The organism is Pseudomonas sp. S12(2018) (assembly GCF_024355235.1).
Classification (GTDB): domain Bacteria; phylum Pseudomonadota; class Gammaproteobacteria; order Pseudomonadales; family Pseudomonadaceae; genus Aquipseudomonas; species Aquipseudomonas palmensis.
On the sequence record NZ_QLAD01000003.1, the window covers coordinates 373,750 to 390,446 of the forward strand.

At 64.6% G+C, this 16,697-nt stretch carries 17 protein-coding genes; 6 read left to right on the forward strand and 11 right to left on the reverse strand.

Features of this window, described 5'->3' with window-relative positions; genetic code table 11:
• Positions 1-35 precede the first annotated feature (35 nt).
• The 3 genes from DN388_RS08875 to DN388_RS08885 all read right to left on the reverse strand — a co-directional run bounded on the left by DN388_RS08875 (position 36) and on the right by DN388_RS08885 (position 1,678).
• The gene (locus tag DN388_RS08875) at positions 36-467 is read right to left on the reverse strand and encodes a hypothetical protein (RefSeq protein ID WP_173925090.1); all 432 of its coding nucleotides are present in this window, start codon (positions 465-467) and stop codon (positions 36-38) included.
• A 97-nt stretch (positions 468-564) separates the two neighbouring features.
• Complete coding sequence (locus tag DN388_RS08880) at positions 565-774, reverse strand: DUF6434 domain-containing protein (RefSeq protein WP_043860901.1); 210 nt, start codon at positions 772-774, stop codon at positions 565-567.
• Complete coding sequence (locus tag DN388_RS08885) at positions 764-1,678, reverse strand: helix-turn-helix domain-containing protein (protein WP_254998865.1); 915 nt, start codon at positions 1,676-1,678, stop codon at positions 764-766. The genes DN388_RS08880 and DN388_RS08885 overlap by 11 nt, the downstream gene beginning before the upstream one ends.
• 173 nt (positions 1,679-1,851) lie before the next feature.
• On the opposite strand from DN388_RS08885, the gene DN388_RS08890 reads away from it, so the two are divergent.
• The 4 genes from DN388_RS08890 to DN388_RS08905 all read left to right on the forward strand — a co-directional run bounded on the left by DN388_RS08890 (position 1,852) and on the right by DN388_RS08905 (position 6,333).
• Positions 1,852-3,210, forward strand: a complete 1,359-nt coding sequence (locus DN388_RS08890; RefSeq protein WP_043860899.1) for a glutamine synthetase family protein — start codon at positions 1,852-1,854, stop codon at positions 3,208-3,210.
• 48 nt (positions 3,211-3,258) lie between these two features.
• The gene (locus DN388_RS08895) at positions 3,259-4,347 is read left to right on the forward strand and encodes a polyamine ABC transporter substrate-binding protein (RefSeq protein WP_043860898.1); all 1,089 of its coding nucleotides are present in this window, start codon (positions 3,259-3,261) and stop codon (positions 4,345-4,347) included.
• A complete protein-coding gene (locus tag DN388_RS08900; protein WP_254998880.1) occupies positions 4,344-5,648 on the forward strand; it encodes an FAD-binding oxidoreductase in 1,305 nt (434 codons plus the stop codon). The genes DN388_RS08895 and DN388_RS08900 overlap by 4 nt, the downstream gene beginning before the upstream one ends.
• Positions 5,649-5,712: 64 nt before the next feature.
• The gene (locus DN388_RS08905; protein WP_058541232.1) at positions 5,713-6,333 is read left to right on the forward strand and encodes a cell wall hydrolase; all 621 of its coding nucleotides are present in this window, start codon (positions 5,713-5,715) and stop codon (positions 6,331-6,333) included.
• 13 nt (positions 6,334-6,346) lie between these two features.
• On the opposite strand, the gene DN388_RS08910 is transcribed toward DN388_RS08905, so the two are convergent.
• The 4 genes from DN388_RS08910 to DN388_RS08925 all read right to left on the reverse strand — a co-directional run bounded on the left by DN388_RS08910 (position 6,347) and on the right by DN388_RS08925 (position 10,569).
• Complete coding sequence (locus tag DN388_RS08910) at positions 6,347-7,177, reverse strand: hypothetical protein (RefSeq protein ID WP_254998883.1); 831 nt, start codon at positions 7,175-7,177, stop codon at positions 6,347-6,349.
• A gap of 169 nt (positions 7,178-7,346) precedes the next feature.
• The gene (gene mapR / locus DN388_RS08915; protein ID WP_043860894.1) at positions 7,347-8,756 is read right to left on the reverse strand and encodes a GntR family transcriptional regulator MpaR; all 1,410 of its coding nucleotides are present in this window, start codon (positions 8,754-8,756) and stop codon (positions 7,347-7,349) included.
• Between the two features lie 39 nt (positions 8,757-8,795).
• On the reverse strand, positions 8,796-10,208 hold the full coding sequence (ccoG, locus tag DN388_RS08920) for a cytochrome c oxidase accessory protein CcoG (protein WP_054915116.1): 1,413 nt from the start codon (positions 10,206-10,208) through the stop codon (positions 8,796-8,798).
• A gap of 121 nt (positions 10,209-10,329) precedes the next feature.
• On the reverse strand, positions 10,330-10,569 hold the full coding sequence (locus tag DN388_RS08925; RefSeq protein ID WP_210013941.1) for a DUF3203 family protein: 240 nt from the start codon (positions 10,567-10,569) through the stop codon (positions 10,330-10,332).
• A gap of 139 nt (positions 10,570-10,708) precedes the next feature.
• On the opposite strand from DN388_RS08925, the gene DN388_RS08930 reads away from it, so the two are divergent.
• Positions 10,709-11,227, forward strand: a complete 519-nt coding sequence (locus DN388_RS08930) for an MgtC/SapB family protein (protein ID WP_043860891.1) — start codon at positions 10,709-10,711, stop codon at positions 11,225-11,227.
• A gap of 550 nt (positions 11,228-11,777) precedes the next feature.
• On the opposite strand, the gene DN388_RS08935 is transcribed toward DN388_RS08930, so the two are convergent.
• The 3 genes from DN388_RS08935 to DN388_RS08945 all read right to left on the reverse strand — a co-directional run bounded on the left by DN388_RS08935 (position 11,778) and on the right by DN388_RS08945 (position 14,192).
• Complete coding sequence (locus DN388_RS08935) at positions 11,778-12,677, reverse strand: hydroxymethylglutaryl-CoA lyase (RefSeq protein ID WP_043860890.1); 900 nt, start codon at positions 12,675-12,677, stop codon at positions 11,778-11,780.
• Positions 12,678-12,697: 20 nt separating this feature from the next.
• Positions 12,698-13,099 (reverse strand): MerR family DNA-binding transcriptional regulator, encoded by a 402-nt coding sequence (locus DN388_RS08940; protein ID WP_043860889.1) that lies wholly within the window; start codon positions 13,097-13,099, stop codon positions 12,698-12,700.
• A 166-nt stretch (positions 13,100-13,265) separates the two neighbouring features.
• Positions 13,266-14,192, reverse strand: coding sequence for a LysR family transcriptional regulator (locus DN388_RS08945; protein ID WP_043860888.1), 927 nt, complete (start codon positions 14,190-14,192; stop codon positions 13,266-13,268).
• A gap of 150 nt (positions 14,193-14,342) precedes the next feature.
• Here DN388_RS08945 and DN388_RS08950 point away from each other — a divergent pair, with 150 nt between their 5' ends.
• A complete protein-coding gene (locus tag DN388_RS08950) occupies positions 14,343-15,572 on the forward strand; it encodes an acyl-CoA dehydrogenase (RefSeq protein WP_043860887.1) in 1,230 nt (409 codons plus the stop codon).
• An 83-nt stretch (positions 15,573-15,655) separates the two neighbouring features.
• Here the strand turns inward: DN388_RS08950 and DN388_RS08955 are convergent, their stop codons facing one another.
• Positions 15,656-16,654 carry a TerC family protein gene (locus DN388_RS08955; protein ID WP_078480753.1) on the reverse strand — a complete coding sequence of 333 codons (999 nt, stop codon included), beginning with the start codon at positions 16,652-16,654 and terminating at the stop codon, positions 15,656-15,658.
• Positions 16,655-16,697 lie beyond the last annotated feature (43 nt).

A 16,697-nucleotide genomic window follows, 5' to 3' on the forward strand; every position in this document is an offset into this window, starting at 1 on the left:
CCGGCTCTGCCGGCAACGCGCCCCAGGCATGGCCGTCAGGCGGCGGCCTGGGCTTGCAGCACCAGTTGCCCGTCGACCTCGACAACCAGCCCGCTGGCGACGAACAGTGGCACCAGGCGTTTGTGCAGCTGTGGCTCGACGAAGGCCTTGATGGCGTCCAGGTCCAGGTTGCCACTGACATCCAGTTCGGCCTTGGTGTAGGACAGCCAGGCTTTTTTCAGGACCATCAGCACATCGCTGGCGGTGGTGGTGGCGAAGCGGCGATGGGTGACCTGGCCCTGGAAGTCGAAGGTATGGGCGAAGGCGTAGCCGCTCTCGTCGCCCTTGTTTTCCAGGCAGCGGCTGCATGCGCAGGCGCCGTCGGCGAATGCGGCGCGCAGGTAGGTGTTGAAGTCCACCACGGGTTTGAGGCCCAGGCGCTTGTCGACTTCGAACAGGTCCCCGGTCATGTTCGCATCAGCGTTCAACGTCATTTCCTCACAGTCATCCAGTTGGGTTTGCAGGGCGGCACAATACCAGCCTGGGCTGCCAGTGGGTACTTGCGCAGGGATGTCGCGGGTTCAGCTAAGCACTACGACGTCTGGCCCACTCATCCACCACATCCCCCATCGTCCGCGCCGTACCATCGACTATCCACGCCATCAACGGCCGGTCGAACCTGAAATCCTCGCCACACTGCTCACGCATGAACCGCCGCACGTTCTGCGTGTTGCGGTAATCCTCGCCCACCGGTGTATCCCGGGTAATCACCCCGCCATGCCAGTCAAAAGCCATACCGTGTCTCCTTGCGTCGTTTGAGGGTTTCACTGGGCAACTCCTTGAACAGCGCCTGATAACTGCTGGAAAACCGCCCCAGGTGCCAGAACGACCAGCGCATCGCCACTTCCGCCACGGTGTGGCCGCGCGCGGTCAGCAGCTCGCGGTGCGCGCCATTGAGGCGGCGCAGGCGCAGCCAGTGGCTGGGCGTGATGCCGGTGTACGCCTTGAACGCATGCTGCAACTGACGCACCGAGCTGCCGGCCACCTGCGCCAGTTGCAGCAGGTTCAATGACTCCTCCGGCGAATCTGCCGCCCATTCGCTGACCTTGCGCATGATGATGCGCTCCTCGGTGCGCCGCCACAGCTCGCCGCGGTCCAGGCACACCGAGGCGGTGTCGAGAATGTACAGACAATCGTCCAGCAACTGCCTGGCCAGCACCTGCTGGCACGGCGCGTCCTCGCTCTGCGAGAGGCGCGTCAGGGTACTGCTCAGCCAGCCGCTGAACAAGGCATTGCGCTGGGAATTGAGCGGTGCCATGAACAGACCTTCGAGCGCCGCAACGTCCACGCCGTGCTCACGCACGAACGCAGGGCCGAACACGACGGCCACTTCCTGGTAGTTCTCGGGGGTGATCCAGATGTTGCGGCTTTCGCCATTGAGCACGTACAGGCTGTTGTCACTGCGGTCGAAGCAGAACGACAGCGAACCGCCGGGGGCGCTGAAGCTCTGCTCCACCCGGGTGTTCATGCGCTCTTCGTACACCTCCACGCCCTGCAGGTCGAGGCAGCGCACCATCCCGGCAAAGTGCCCGGGTGACATCTGCTGGTAGTGCTGTGCCCAGCCTGGCGTGGCGCGTACCTGTTCGGCCACATCGGCACTGGTGAAGGCCTGTACCCGCAAGGGCGACGGGGTTGTCATGAGAACCTCTGAATGCACTGCTTTGGTGCATTTTCTTCTGCTCAAAGTGGATAGATGCAGCCGCAGCTGCGGCACCAAGATAGACCTCAACGCGGCGCAGGGGAAGCCAGGCCTTGCCCGCCCGCGCCACACACACCCTTGCGCATGCCCTGCATCACGACAACGAGGTTCTCATGAATACCCCCTTCGATCAGCTGTCCACCTGGCTGAAAGAACACAAGATCACTGAAGTGGAATGCGTGGTCACCGACCTGACCGGTATCGCCCGCGGCAAGATCGCCCCCACCAACAAGTTCCTGCATGAGCGAGGCATGCGCCTGCCGGAAAGTGTGCTGCTGCAGACCGTGACCGGCGACTTCGTCGAGGACGAGATCTACTACGACCTGCTCGACCCGGCCGACATCGACATGCTCTGCCGCCCCGACTCGACGGCCATCTACCCGGTACCCTGGGCGCTGGAGCCCACCGCGATCGTGATCCACGACACCTTCGACAAGCAGGGCAACCCCATCGAGCTGTCGCCGCGCAACGTGCTCAAGAAAGTCCTCAAGCTGTACGCCGACAAGGGTTGGCAACCGATCGTGGCACCGGAGATGGAGTTCTACCTGACCCAGCGCTGCGAAGACCCGGACCTGCCGTTGCAGGCGCCACTGGGCCGTTCGGGCCGCGCCGAAAGTGGCCGCCAGTCGTTCTCCATCGATGCCGCCAACGAGTTCGACCCGCTGTTCGAGGACGTCTACGACTGGTGCGAGGCCCAGGGCCTGGACCTGGACACGCTGATTCACGAAGACGGCCCGGCGCAGATGGAAATCAACTTCCGCCACGGCGACGCCCTGGACCTGGCCGACCAGATCACCGTGTTCAAACGCACCATGCGCGAGGCCGCACTCAAGCACAACGTCACCGCCACCTTCATGGCCAAGCCGGTGGGCGACGAGCCGGGCAGCGCCATGCACCTGCACCAGAGCGTGGTCGACAGCGCCACCGGCAAGCCGATCTTCGTCAATGACGACGGCAGCATGAGCGAGCTGTTCCTGCAGCACATCGGCGGCCTGCAGAAGTACATCCCCAAGGTGTTGCCGATGTTCGCGCCCAACGTCAACTCGTTCCGCCGCTTTCTGCCCGACACCTCGGCACCGGTGAACGTGGAGTGGGGCGAAGAGAACCGCACCGTGGGCCTGCGCGTGCCCACCTCCAGCCCCGAGTCGATGCGCGTTGAGAACCGCCTGCCCGGCGCCGATGCCAACCCGTACCTGGCGATTGCCGCCAGCCTGCTGTGCGGCTACCTGGGCATGGTCGAGGGCATTGCGCCCAGCGCCCCGGTGCAGGGGCGTGCGTATGAGCGTCGCAACCTGCGCCTGCCGATCACCATCGAGGACGCGCTGGCGCACATGGAAGACTGCCCGACCATCGAACGCTACCTGGGCAGCAAGTTCGTGCGTGGCTACGTGGCGGTCAAGCGCGCCGAGCACGAGAACTTCAAGCGCGTGATCAGTTCGTGGGAGCGCGAGTTCCTGCTGCTGAGCGTGTGATGCGCTGACCTGCCGATCATCGATAAAACAATCAGAAGAGGTGTCGATATGCGTCTGTTGAAATCCGTGTTGCCGGTGGCCCTGGGGTTGCTGTGGGGGGCCGCCGCACAGGCCCAGCCAAGCGTCAGCGTGTACAACTGGACCGATTACATCGGCCCCACCACCCTGGCCGACTTTCAGGGGGCGACCGGGATCAAGGTGATCTACGACGTGTTCGACTCCAACGAAACCCTGGAGGGCAAGCTGCTGGCGGGGCGCACCGGCTACGACGTGGTGGTGCCGTCCAACCACTTCCTGGCGCGCCAGATCAAGGCCGGGGCGTTTCTGGAGCTGGACCGCTCGCAACTGCCCAACTGGAAGAACCTCGACCCGGTGCTGCTCAGGAAACTGGAGGACAACGACCCCGGCAACCGCCACTCGGTGCCCTACCTGTGGGGCACCAATGGCATCGGCTACAACGTCGACAAGGTCAAGCAGGTGCTGGGCATCGACCATATCGATTCGTGGGCGGTGCTGTTCGAGCCCGAGAATCTGAAAAAGCTCAGCCAGTGCGGCGTGTCGTTCATGGATTCGGCCGACGAGCTGTTCCCGGCAGTGCTCAACTACATGGGCCTGGACCCGCGCAGCGAAAACCCGCAGGACTACAAGAAGGCCGAGGCCAAGCTGCTGGCGCTGCGCCCGTACATCACCTACTTCCATTCCTCCAAGTACGTCACGGACCTGGCCAACGGCGACATCTGCATCGCTTTCGGTTACTCCGGCGACGTGTTCCAGGCGGCCAACCGCGCCAGGGAAGCCCACAACGGCGTGAACATCGCCTATTCGATTCCCAAGGAGGGCAGCAACCTGTGGTTCGACCTGCTGGCGATCCCGGCCGACGCCACCAACCCCAAGGAGGCGCACGCCTTCATCAACTACCTGATGGACCCGCAGGTGATCGCCAAGGTCAGCACCCTGGTGGGCTACGCCAACCCGACGCCGGCTTCGCGCCAGTACATGGCCGCCGACCTGGTCGACAACCCCGAGGTGTATCCGCCCCAGGCGGTGCTCGACAAACTGTACATCTCCAGCACCCCCACGCCGGCCATCATGCGTTTGATGACCCGCTCGTGGAGCAAAGTGAAATCGAACAAATGAACAACGTGAATGGCAATGCGCAACACGCCCGTTCGTACTACGCAGCGACGGCCAGAAGCCAGGCCGACTACCCGACGCTGGAGCAGGACCTGATCGCCGATGTGTGCGTGATCGGCGGTGGCTTCACGGGCGTCAACACCGCCATCGAACTGGCTCGCCGCGGGCTCTCGGTGGTGTTGCTGGAGGGGCGGCGCATCGGCTGGGGTGCCAGTGGGCGCAACGGCGGGCAACTGATTCGCGGCATCGGCCACGAGGTGTCGGGGTTTGCCCGCTACGTGGGGCAGGAAGGGGTGGCCTACCTGCAACGCGCCGGCATCGAGTCGGTGGAGGTAGTGGGCCGCCGGGTGCAGGAGGACGGCATCGACTGCGACCTGCGCTGGGGCTTCTGCGAGCTGGCCAATACCCCGGCGCAGTACGCAGCGTTCCAGGCTGAACAGCAGAGCCTGGAGGCGTTGGGCTATCGGCACCAGACCCGACTCTACGGGCCGCAGCAGATGCACGAGGTGGTGGCCTCGAAGGTGTATGCCGGCGGGCTGCTGGACATGGGCTCCGGCCACCTGCACCCGCTCGACCTGGTGCAGGGCGAGGCGCGCCTGGCGGCGTCGCTGGGGGTGCAGGTGTTCGAGCACAGCACGGTGCTCGCACTGGTGCATGGCCCCACCGTGCAGGTGCGCTGCGCGCGCGGCAGCGTGCGGGCCGGCAGCCTGGTGCTGGCGTGCAATGCGCACCTGGACGACCTGGAGCCACGCCTGAGCGGCAAGGTGCTGCCGGCCGGCAGCTACATCATCACCACCGAGCCGCTGTCGGCACCGCGCGCCGCCGGGCTGATCCCGCAGAACCTGGCGCTGTGCGACCAGAAGGTCGGCCTGGACTACTACCGCCTTACTGCCGACCGGCGCCTGCTGTTCGGCGGGGCCTGCCATTATTCCGGGCGCGACCCGGCGGATATCGCCGGCTACATGCTGCCCAAGCTGCTCAAGGTGTTCCCGCAGCTGGCGGATGTGCGCATCGACTTTCAGTGGGGCGGCAAGATCGGCATTACCGCCAATCGCTTTCCGCAGGTGGGACGCCTGCAGCAGCACCCCAACGTGTTCTACGCCCAGGGCTATTCGGGGCACGGGGTGAACGTCACCCACTGGACGGCGAAGTTGCTGGCCGAGGCGATCCACGCCGGGCATAGCCAGGGCCTGGATATCTTCAGCAAGGTGCCGCACATGACCTTCCCCGGCGGCCCGGCCCTGCGCTCGCCACTGCTGGCGATGGGCATGTTGTGGTACCGCCTGCGCGAGCTGCTGGGGTAGGGCGGCGCAAATCGCCGGTTGCAGCTACTGTGCATCTATCAGAGGCTCACAAGAAGGCTCGGTCATGCGCTCATTCGCTGCAGTTTGCTGTCTTGCCGTGTGGTTGATCGCTGTTCTGCCGGGCTCTGCCGCCGCGGCGCCGCCTGCGGCGGTAGCCGAAGACAAGGCCCAGGTGCTGGAGCAGAAGGCTGCCGAACAGGGGCGCGAGGCCAGCGTACCCAGCGACCAGGCCATCACCCGCAGCGAAGTGCAGGCGGTCGACCCCAAGGGCGAGGCCGCGCTGGATGACGCGATCACCTGCCTGGCGCGCACCCTCTACTGGGAGGCCAAGGGCGGTGAGGCGGCGGACATGCAGGGTGTGGCCAGCGTGGTGATGAACCGGCTGGGGCACGAAGGGTTTCCGGGCACCGTGTGCGAGGTGGTCAAGCAGGGCATCAAGGAGCGCACATGCCAGTTCTCGTGGTGGTGCGACGGGCGCTCGGACGATGTGGAAGAGCCGGTGCAGTACACCGTGGCCAAGGAAATCGCGCGCAAGGCGCTGAATCAGCAACTGACCGACAGCACCGATGGCGCGATGTACTTTCATGACCGCCATGTGCATCCCGCGTGGGCCAGGACGTACTTGAAGACCGCCGAAACCCCCAGGTTCCTGTTCTACAAGCCGCGTGCGGGGGAGGCCCGTTGAAGGGGCGAAGCGGTTACGAGCAGCCCGGGTAGGTGGTGCACTGGCGCCCGTCCATCTCGAAGGTGCTGAAGGTCTGCTGGCGGTAGCTGCAGGAGGCTTCGCCAACCCACTTCCATTGTGAAGCGCAGGGCTTCATGCCATCGCCGACCGGTGACCAGTTCTCGGGGTAAAGCGGCCACTCCTTGTCGATGAGGCGGTACACGAAGCGCAGGTCGGTCTTGTTCAGCTGGGTGTAGGCGACGTTGGCGACCGGGCCGGGGTGCCTGGAGGTCCGCTCCAGCGGTTGCCAATGGCTGTCGGCGGCGAGGCAGTCGATGTCCCTGGCCAGCACGTGGCGCTCATGCCCGGGCACGATGTGGTAGGCCGTGCCGCACAGGCGGCGCACAACCAGCTCGGGGTCTGCGTCGCGCACCGGCCCAGTGCCGTCGGGCAGTGCCGGCAATACCTTGACCCCCGCCAGGCTGTACCGCCCGCTGGGGGACTTGATGCTCACTGTGATGTTGTCCAGTTGCTGGGTGCAACTGCCGGTGGTGTAGGTCAGCGGGATCCTGAACGTGACGGTGCGCGCGTCGGGGTGCGCATCGGCCTGGTCGGTGCGGTACTGGTTGGGGCGCGAGCGCATGCCGCCGGTGGCGGGGGAGGCCACGGTGCAGCGGTACGGGTCGAGCGGGGCGTAGCTGGCGTTATAGGTGACGCCGTGGTTGGGCGGGAGTTCGGCGATCAGCGTGGTGCTGCTCAAGCCGTAGTGGCTGGTGGCGCCCACGACGCTTTCCTTGGCGACGAAACCGATCAGGCTGCAGGCGGGCAGCAGGGGCAGGGCCAGTAGCAGGTACAGCGGTTTCATCCGGGGCCATCCGTGGGCAAGTGCGGGAGGGGATGGTGCGCGATTGTGCGGGTGTGGGCAAGGGGCTGCACCGACCCAATCGCGGGTCAAGCCCGCTCCCACAGGGTCACCGCAGTCATGTGGGAGCGGGCTTGACCCGCGATGGGGCGTTGGCCGTCATGCCAGCCCCTCAGAACGACCGCACGATCCGCCCCAGCGTCTCCATCGCCTGCTCCGACTGCTCGGTCCAGGGGCTGCCGTAATTGAGGCGGATGCAGTTGCGAAACCGCCGCGTCGGCGAAAAGATCGGCCCCGGCGCAATGCTGATGCCCTGGGCCAATGCCATCTGGAACAGCTTCAGCGAGTCCATCTGCTCCGGCAGCTCCAACCACAGGAAGTACCCGCCGCTGGGGTGGCTGACCCGCGTCTGCGCCGGGAAGTGCCGGGCAATCGCCGCCAGCATGGCGTTCTGCTGCTCTTCCAGCGCATAGCGCAGGCGCCGCAGGTGGCGGTCGTAGCCACCATGCTGCAGGTAGTCGGCAATCGCCGCCTGCGCCGGCATCGATGCACACAGCGAGGTCATCAGCTTGAGCCGCTCGATCTTCTGCGCATAGCGCCCGGCCGCCACCCAGCCGATCCGGTAGCCCGGCGCCAGGCTCTTGGAGAACGAACCGCAATGCATCACCAGCCCTTCGGTGTCGAATGCCTTGGCCGGCTTGGGCGCCTGCTGCGCGTAGTACAGCTCGGCATACACGTCGTCTTCGATCAGCGGCACCTGGTGCACGCTCAGCAGCTCGACCAGCTGCTTCTTCTTGTCTTCCGGCATGCTCGCGCCCACCGGGTTCTGGAAGTTGGTCATGCACCACACGGCCTTGACCGGATGCCGCTCCAGCGTCTGCGCCAGCACCCCCAGGTCGATGCCTTCGCGCGGGTGCACCGGAATCTCCACCGCCTTGAGCTTGAGCCGCTCCAGAATCTGCAGGCAGGCATAGAACGCCGGTGCCTCGATGGCCACCAGGTCACCCGGCTCGGTTACCGCCTGCAGGCACAGGTTCAATGCCTCCAGCGCACCGTTGGTGATCAGCAGTTCTTCCATCGGCAGCATCAAGCCGCCGACCATGTAGCGCAGGGCGATCTGGCGGCGCAGTTGCGGGTTGCCCGGCGACAGGTCGGTGACCACCATGCGCGGGTCCATCTCGCGGCTGGCGCTGGCCAGCGAGCGCGCCAGGCGCGGCAGCGGGAACAGGTTGGGGCTGGGGAACGCCGAACCGAAGGCCACCGTCTGCGGGTCCTTGATCGAGTCGAGGATCGAGAACACCAGCTCGCTGACGTCCACCTCGGTCGATTCGCTGGCCTGCTCGATGATCTGCGGCTCGTTGAACTGGCGCGGGGCGTGGGTGTTGACGAAGTAGCCCGAGCGCGGCCGGGCCCGGATCAGCCCGCGACGCTCCAGCAGGTAGTAGGCCTGGAACACCGTGGACGGGCTGACCCCGTGGGTCTGGCTGGCGTAACGCACCGACGGCACGCGCTGGCCGGGGCCGAGTACCCCGGAGCGAATCAGTTCGGCAATGTCGTCGGCGAATTTCTCGTAGCGTTTCATCATGGCTCTGGGCGGTCTGACTCAGCGGAGTGTATGTGATCAGCGGTTCAAAGGCGCGACAAAACGGCTGCGCGCAAGGCTGCGCACGCTCGGCTGGTCGGTGTCGATGAGTTCGAAGCTGATCTCCTGGGAGCTGCTGGGCGCACGGTCGGCCAGCATCGCCACCGAGACCGGTATATCGCTCATCTCGCTGGCCGCCAGGGTGAACTCGGTCTTGCCATGCAGTTCGAAGCCCTCGGCGTCCACCAGGCGCAGGCGGTAGGTCTGCGGCTGCTGGGTCTTGTTGATGACCTTGAGGGTGTAGATGTTCTCGATCTGCCCCAGGGCGTTCTCGCGGAACAGGCCGCGGTCCTTGATCACGTCCATCGACACCATCGGGCGTTGCTGCAGGGCGATCACCAGGGCGCCGATCATCACCACCAGCACGGTCACGTAGCCCAGCAGGCGCGGACGCATCCACTGGGTGGTGCCGCCTTGCAGGGTGTGCTCGGACTTGTAGCCGATCAGCCCGCGTGGGTAGCTCATCTTGTCCATGATGCTGTCGCAGGCGTCGATGCAGGCAGCGCAGCCGATGCACTCCATCTGCAGGCCGTCGCGGATGTCGATACCGGTGGGGCATACCTGCACGCACATGTGGCAGTCGATGCAGTCGCCCAGGCCCTGGGCCTTGTGGTTGGCGTCCTTCTTGCGCGGCCCGCGCGACTCGCCGCGCTGCGGGTCATAGGCGATGGTGAGGGTGTCCCTGTCGAACATCACGCTCTGGAACCGGGCATACGGGCACATGTGCATGCACACCGCCTCGCGCAGCCAGCCGGCGTTGATGTAGGTGGCACCGGTGAAGAACAGGATCCAGAACAGGCTGACGCCACCCAGCTGCAGGGTGAACAGCTCCTGGGTCAGTGGCCGGATGGGGGTGAAGTAGCCGACGAAGGTCAGTGCGGTCAGCAGGCTGACGCCCAGCCACAGGGTGTGCTTGGCTGCGCGGCGCGCCAGCTTGTTGGGGCCCCAGGGCGCCGCATCGAGCTTGATGCGCTGGTTGCGTTCGCCCTCGGTGACCTTCTCGCACCACATGAACACCCAGGTCCAGGTGCTTTGCGGGCAGGTGTAGCCGCACCAGACGCGCCCGGCGAACACGGTGATGGCGAACAGGCCGAAGGCGCAGATGATCAGCAGCGCCGACAGCAGGATGAAGTCCTGCGGCCAGAAGGTGGCGCCGAAGATGTGGAACTTGCTGTCGGCCAGGTCCCAGAGGACCGCCTGACGCCCGTCCCAGTTGAGCCAGACGGTGCCGAAAAACAGCAGAAACAGAAAACCCGCGCCACCCAGGCGCAGGTTTCGGAAAAAGCCGGTGAAGCTACGGGTGTGGATGTGTCTGTCGCTGCTGGCGGCCTTCTTCTTGAACGTGGAGGGCTCGGCAATTTCAACGATCTGGACGGGAATTCGTTCGCTCATGGTTCGTCGCTCATCAGGCCTCGATCAGGCCAGAGCACTATGGCGTCCCATCTGTTTGCATAACAGGTGCAGATATCTGGATAAAAACCGTATCAGATTATCCCTTGAAACCCTGCAGCCCTTATATGATCGAGCCCTCCTCGGAGGTCTTCAAATGCCTGCGACTATCCACCGCACCTGCCACGGTGAGCGCGTCAGCCTCTGCCTCGGTGATCGGCACCCGTTGCCCGGCCAGGGTCGCGATCGACATGCGCAGGTCGGCATCGGTGATGATCTGCACCTCTGCCGCTTCACCTTCGATGTTAAAGTCGTCGGCTATCAGGGTGCAGCGCTTGGTGGTTTCGTTGATTTCAATGGGCATGGCGGTGTCCTCGAACGGGGGGCTTACAGCTGTGACTCCGTTGCCGGCCGGGTTGCTGAGCGTGGCCGATCAGCGGTCGACAGCACTCGCGCGCCAGGCTGTTGTCCATCCAGTATCCCCTTGCTGATGGACGCTGCTCATGGACGCCTGGTGGCACCAAGTCTGGTCGACACTGATTGCCGAATTCGCCGATATCACCGATGCCAAGCAACTGACGCAGGTGACGGTGCGCCTGTTGATGGCTGCGCTGCTGGGGGCGGTGCTGGGCTTCGAGCGCGAGCTCAAGGGCAAGGCGGCGGGAGTACGCACGCACATGCTGGTGGCCATCGGTGCGGCGCTGTTCGTGCTGGTGCCGCGCATGGCCGGGGCGGACGACGCAGCGTTGAGTCGGGTGGTGCAGGGGATCGTCGCCGGCATCGGCTTTCTGGGGGCGGGCACCATACTCAAGGGCAAGGAGGACGATGCGGGTCATGTGAAGGGCCTGACCACTGCTGCGGGCCTGTGGATGACCGCCGCCATCGGCGTGGCCGCAGGCATGGGGCGCGAAGCCACTGCGCTGGTGAGCACGGTGCTGGCGTTGCTGGTGCTGGGGGTGATGCCGTGGGTGGTCGACCGCCTGGAGAAGCGCAAGCCAGAGGATGACCAGCAGAACGAGTAGGGCAGCAAGCACTGAGGGGAGCCTGGGCTCCCCTCAAATTTTGTTGCGTGTGCTCTTTTTATTATTGGAGGGTGGTCTATTGTTGTTTTTGGCGACCCTTGCCTCTTGTTGCGTTGCGATCCCCATCCGGGATCAAGAGCAAACGTATTTTTTTGAGCGCTGATCGACCTTTATCATTGCTGATCCAACCGAGACGGGCGCTACCTTGGGGTAGTTTTATTGTTCTCTGTCAGGTCGCGGGGCACGCCCCCGAAAAGCCATCCACTTCAAAAAAATCTGTTAGCTGCGCCTCTGCCGTGTTGTTCTTGTTATGTCAGAGCCGGTACGTCTTATTTTTATTGGGTTGTCGCATTTTTTATTGTTGTTGTACGAAAGATATAGCAGGTGCCGTGCCAACTTTTTAAAACCCAATAAAATCAATGGTTTGCTGGTTTGGTGGAAAAATCGTCACGGGAAATTGTGCTGATTTGTTTCCGTGTTACCCGGATTTTCCCTGTCGGGTGTGGGGGCGGTAACACTCACCCCCCATTGGCCCTGTTGCTGCGCACCGTTACCGGGCAGCGCGTGCCCTGGCCACACGCGAACCGCTGGCGCGGCCCAGCACGGCACTGATGCGCTGGCCGGCGTCGATCAGCTTGTCCAGGTCGATGCCGGTCTCGATACCCAGGCCCTGCAGCAGGTACAGCAGGTCTTCACTGGCCACGTTGCCACTGGCGCCCTTGGCATACGGGCAGCCGCCCAGGCCGGCGACCGAACTGTCGAACACGTTGATTCCCTCCAGCAGGCTGGCGTACACGTTGGCCAGCGCCTGGCCGTAGGTATCGTGGAAGTGCCCGGCCAGCTCGGCACGTGGCACCTGCGCGCCGACCACTTCGAACAGGCGGCGGGTGGCGCCCGGGGTGCCGGTGCCGATGGTGTCGCCCAGCGACACTTCATAGCAGCCCATGTCGCGCAGCTCGCGGGCGATGGGGGCGACCTGCTCGGCATCTACCTGGCCTTGATAGGGGCAGCCCAGCACGCACGAGATATAGCCGCGTACCTTCACCCCGTGTTCGCGCGCCGCCTGCATGATGGGCGCGAAGCGCTGCAGGCTTTCGCTGATCGAGCAGTTGATGTTGCGCTGCGAAAACGCCTCGGACGCGGCGGCGAACACGGCCACCTCCTTGACGCCTGCGGCCAGTGCGTCTTCGAAACCGCGCAGGTTGGGGGCCAGCGCCGCATAGGTGATGCCGGGCTGCTGGCGGATGCTGGCGAACACGTCGGCCGAACCGGCCATCTGCGGTACCCACTTGGGCGAGACGAAGCTGCCCACCTCGATATAGGACACACCGGCGTCGGTCAGGTCATCCACCAGGCGGACCTTGTCCGCCACGCTGATGGGTTGGGCTTCGTTCTGCAGGCCGTCGCGGGGGCCGACTTCGACCAGACGCACATGGGTAGGCAATGACATGGCTAGGGTTCCTGTGGGCCTCAATGGCCGTTTTTCTGATTGTTCAGGGTGGTGGCCAGCGCCTGCTGGCAGCGCTCCTCGGCGGTGTCGAGTTCCAGCTGCATCTGCTGGATGTCGAGCAGTTGCTGTTCGAGCTGGGCGCGGCGCTCGGCGATCTTCGCAAGCATGCTGTGCAGCTGTTTCTGATTGCCGCTGGTGGGGTCGTAGAGTTCGATCAGCTCGCGGCACTCGGCCAGCGAGAAACCGATGCGCTTGCCGCGCAGGATGAGCTTGAGGCTGACCTTGTCGCGGGCCGAATACACACGCTCCAGGCCACGACGTTCGGGGCTGAGCAAGCCCTGCTCCTCATAGAAGCGGATGGCCCGGGTGGTGATGTCGAGTTCGCGGGAAAGGTCGGAGATGCTGTAGGTCTGGCTGCTCATTGCATGGCTCGGGGAAGGGGGCATGCGGCTAAGCTACTGGCTGGTTGACGTATACGTCAAGCAGGCATTCGGGGGTGCCTGTCGCGGGTCACGCCCGCTCCCACAGCTTCAGCGCAGGTCGGGGGGAGCGGGCTTGACCCGCGATGGCTTCAACGCAGCCTGCAGCTTATGCGCGCGCCTCCCGCTCGTCCTGCGCCACCACCGCCTGGCACAACTCGATCATCTGCTCGCGCATCCAGCGGTTGGCCGGGTCCTGGTCGGTGCTTTCATGCCAGTACAGGTGGGTTTCCAAAGGCGGCACGTCGCCCACCGGCAGGCTCACGTAGTTCAGTTGGTGGCGCCGCGCGAAGCGCTCCGGCACGGTCATCACCATGTCGGTCTGCTGCAGCACCTGCGAAGCCATCAGGTAATGCTGCGAGCGCAGCGCGATCTTGCGCTTGAGCCCCTGCTTGCCGAGCGCCAGGTCCACGTAACCCAGGCCGTTGCGCCGGCTGGAGATCTGGATGTGGGTCAGGCTCAGGTAATCCTCCAGGCTGATGCTGTCCCTGGCCAGCGGGTGGCCCTGGCGCATCGCGCACACGAACGGGTCCTGCATCAGCTTGACGTGACGCACCTGCGGGTCAGTGTTCAGCGGTGCATCCACGGCAAAGTCCAGGCGTCCGGCGGCCAGCTCCTTGGTGGTCTCGCGGCGCTTGCACAGAAAGCTCTCGATCACCACGTTCGGCGCCAGCCGGCGCAGGCGCTGGAACAGCGATGGCAGCACCACCGCCTCGGTAAGGTCGGTCATGCTGATGCGGAAGGTCTTGTTGGCCTGCAAGGGGTTGAAGATGCGGCTCTCCTGCACCGACACCCGCAGCAGCGACAAGGCATTGCGCACCGGGCCGATGATGTTCTGGGCCATGGGCGTGGGCACCATGCCCTGGGCCGTGCGCACGAACAGCGGGTCGTTGAAGGTCTCGCGCAGCCGCGCCAGCGCATTGGACACCGCAGGCTGGGTGATGCCGACGATCTGCCCGGCACGGGTCAGGTTGGCTTCGGTGTAGATCGCATCGAAGACGATGAACAGGTTCAGATCGACCTTGCTGAGGTTCATGGATGCCGCTCTTGTTGGAGTTATGGCCCGATCATATATCGGTTATGAATGTTTATACACGCCGAGAATAGGCTAGGTGGATTTTGCCCGGTGATCTAGCATCCAAGCCAGATCTCTTAAATCACTCGCCTTTCCCAGCAGGTACCGCTCATGGATTTCGCCTATTCACCCAAGGTCCAGGCACTGCGCGAACGCGTCACCGCGTTCATGGACGCCTATGTATATCCCGCCGAGGCGGTGTTCGAACGCCAGGTTGCCGAAGGTGATCGCTGGCAGCCGACCGCGATCATGGAAGAACTCAAGGACAAGGCCAAGGCCGAGGGCCTGTGGAACCTGTTCCTGCCCGAGTCGCAGCTGGGCGCCGGCCTGACCAACCTGGAGTACGCGCCCCTGGCCGAAATCATGGGTCGCTCGCTGCTGGGGCCGGAACCGTTCAACTGCTCGGCCCCGGACACCGGCAACATGGAGGTCCTGGTGCGCTACGGCAGCGAGGCGCAGAAACGCCAGTGGCTGGAGCCGCTGCTGCGCGGTGAGATCCGTTCGGCGTTCGCCATGACCGAGCCCGACGTGGCCTCGTCCGATGCCACCAACATGGCCGCACGGGCGGTGCGCGACGGTGACGAGTGGGTGATCAACGGCCGCAAGTGGTGGACCTCCGGCGCTTGCGACCCGCGTTGCAAGATCATGATCTTCATGGGCCTGAGCAACCCGGACGGGCCGCGTCACCAGCAGCACTCGATGATCCTGGTGCCTACCGATGCACCGGGGGTGAAGATCGTTCGCCCGTTGCCGGTGTTCGGCTACGACGATGCGCCCCACGGCCACGCCGAGGTGCTGTTCGAGAACGTGCGCGTACCGTATGACAACGTGCTGCTGGGCGAAGGGCGCGGCTTCGAGATCGCCCAGGGCCGTCTCGGGCCGGGGCGCATCCATCACTGCATGCGTTCGATCGGCATGGCCGAGCGTGCCCTTGAGCTGATGTGCAAGCGTTCGGCCGAGCGCACCGCATTCGGCAAGCCGCTGGCGCGCCTGGGTGGCAACATCGACAAGATCGCCGACTCGCGCATGGAGATCGACATGGCCCGGCTGCTGACCCTCAAGGCGGCCTACATGATGGACACCGTCGGCAACAAGGTGGCCCGCAGCGAGATCGCGCAGATCAAGGTGGTGGCACCGAACGTGGCGCTGAAGGTGATCGACCGGGCCATCCAGATTCACGGCGGGGCAGGGGTCAGTGCCGACTTCCCGCTGGCCTACATGTACGCCATGCAACGCACCCTGCGCCTGGCCGACGGGCCGGATGAAGTGCACCGCGCGGCGATCGGCAAGTACGAGATCGGCAAGTACGTGCCCCGGGAGATGCTGCGCAGCGGGCACTGAGCCCGCGTCGATGCCCTCGCGGATCGCCTGCTGACCGGGTGCGGCGGGCATGATCCGCGAGGGTATCGACACGCTGCCCGAGGCTACTCCACCCGTTTCACCTCCTCGGCCGCCGTTCGTGTCTTGAACAGCGACAGCAGCACGCCACCGGCCAGCAGCCCGAACGTCACGCACAGCGACAGCAGCGGCGGCACCTTGCCGATCAGGCCGTGGGCGAAGATCTTGCCGCCGATGAATATCAGCACCAGCGCCAGGGCGTACTTGAGGTAAACAAAGCGGTGCACCAGCGCCGCCAAGGCGAAGTACAGCGCACGCAGGCCCAGGATGGCGAAGATGTTGGAGGTGTACACGATGAAGGGGTCCTGGGTGATCGCCAGGATGGCCGGCACGCTGTCTACCGCGAACACCAGGTCGGCCAGCTCGATCAGCACCAGGGCCAGGAACAGCGGTGTGGCGTACAGCAGTGCCCTGGGCTGGCCAGCCGGTTTGAGGCGCACGAAGAAGCGCGCCCCATGCAGGTCATCGGTCACGCGCATGTGCCGGCGCACGAACCTGATCACCGGGTTGTGTGCCAGGTCCGGGTGCGTTTCGTGGCGGGTGAACAGCATCTTGAGGCCGGTAAACAGCAAGAATGCGCCGAACAGGTACAGTATCCAGTCGAATTCCTGCACCAGCGCACTGCCCAGGCCGATCATCAGGGCGCGCAGCACCACCACGCCCAGAATGCCCCAGAACAGCACGCGGTGCTGGTAGCGGCGCGGGATGCCGAAAAAGCCGAAGATCATCGCCATGACGAACACGTTGTCCATCGACAGCGACTGCTCCACCAGCAGCCCGGTGTAGAACTCCAGCGCGCTCTGCGCACCCAGCTCCAGCCACACCCAGCCACCGAACAGCAGCCCCACGCTGAAGTAGGCCGAGTACAGCAGCAGGCTTTCGCGCATTTCGATGTCGTGCGGGCGACGGTGGAGCACGCCAAGGTCCAGGACCAGCAGAGCCACCACCAGGGTGATGAACACCAGCCACAGCCACACGGCCGTGCCCAGGAAATCGTCGAAGAGAAATAACGGCAGAGCGCTCATGAGCCCCTCCTTGTCGTCGTAGTTGTATGAAAACAACTGTGAC

Excerpts from the sequence above, each read along its gene's own strand:
- DN388_RS08880 (WP_043860901.1), bottom strand. The coding sequence starts at position 774 with ATGGCTTTTGACTGGCATGGCGGGGTGATTACCCGGGATACACCGGTG.
- DN388_RS08885 (WP_254998865.1), bottom strand. The coding sequence starts at position 1,678 with ATGACAACCCCGTCGCCCTTGCGGGTACAGGCCTTCACCAGTGCCGAT.
- DN388_RS08890 (WP_043860899.1), top strand. The coding sequence starts at position 1,852 with ATGAATACCCCCTTCGATCAGCTGTCCACCTGGCTGAAAGAACACAAG.
- DN388_RS08895 (WP_043860898.1), top strand. The coding sequence starts at position 3,259 with ATGCGTCTGTTGAAATCCGTGTTGCCGGTGGCCCTGGGGTTGCTGTGG.
- DN388_RS08900 (WP_254998880.1), top strand. The coding sequence starts at position 4,344 with ATGAACAACGTGAATGGCAATGCGCAACACGCCCGTTCGTACTACGCA.
- DN388_RS08905 (WP_058541232.1), top strand. The coding sequence starts at position 5,713 with ATGCGCTCATTCGCTGCAGTTTGCTGTCTTGCCGTGTGGTTGATCGCT.
- DN388_RS08910 (WP_254998883.1), bottom strand. The coding sequence starts at position 7,177 with ATGAAACCGCTGTACCTGCTACTGGCCCTGCCCCTGCTGCCCGCCTGC.
- mapR (WP_043860894.1), bottom strand. The coding sequence starts at position 8,756 with ATGAAACGCTACGAGAAATTCGCCGACGACATTGCCGAACTGATTCGC.
- ccoG (WP_054915116.1), bottom strand. The coding sequence starts at position 10,208 with ATGAGCGAACGAATTCCCGTCCAGATCGTTGAAATTGCCGAGCCCTCC.
- DN388_RS08925 (WP_210013941.1), bottom strand. The coding sequence starts at position 10,569 with ATGCCCATTGAAATCAACGAAACCACCAAGCGCTGCACCCTGATAGCC.
- DN388_RS08930 (WP_043860891.1), top strand. The coding sequence starts at position 10,709 with ATGGACGCCTGGTGGCACCAAGTCTGGTCGACACTGATTGCCGAATTC.
- DN388_RS08935 (WP_043860890.1), bottom strand. The coding sequence starts at position 12,677 with ATGTCATTGCCTACCCATGTGCGTCTGGTCGAAGTCGGCCCCCGCGAC.
- DN388_RS08940 (WP_043860889.1), bottom strand. The coding sequence starts at position 13,099 with ATGAGCAGCCAGACCTACAGCATCTCCGACCTTTCCCGCGAACTCGAC.
- DN388_RS08945 (WP_043860888.1), bottom strand. The coding sequence starts at position 14,192 with ATGAACCTCAGCAAGGTCGATCTGAACCTGTTCATCGTCTTCGATGCG.
- DN388_RS08950 (WP_043860887.1), top strand. The coding sequence starts at position 14,343 with ATGGATTTCGCCTATTCACCCAAGGTCCAGGCACTGCGCGAACGCGTC.
- DN388_RS08955 (WP_078480753.1), bottom strand. The coding sequence starts at position 16,654 with ATGAGCGCTCTGCCGTTATTTCTCTTCGACGATTTCCTGGGCACGGCC.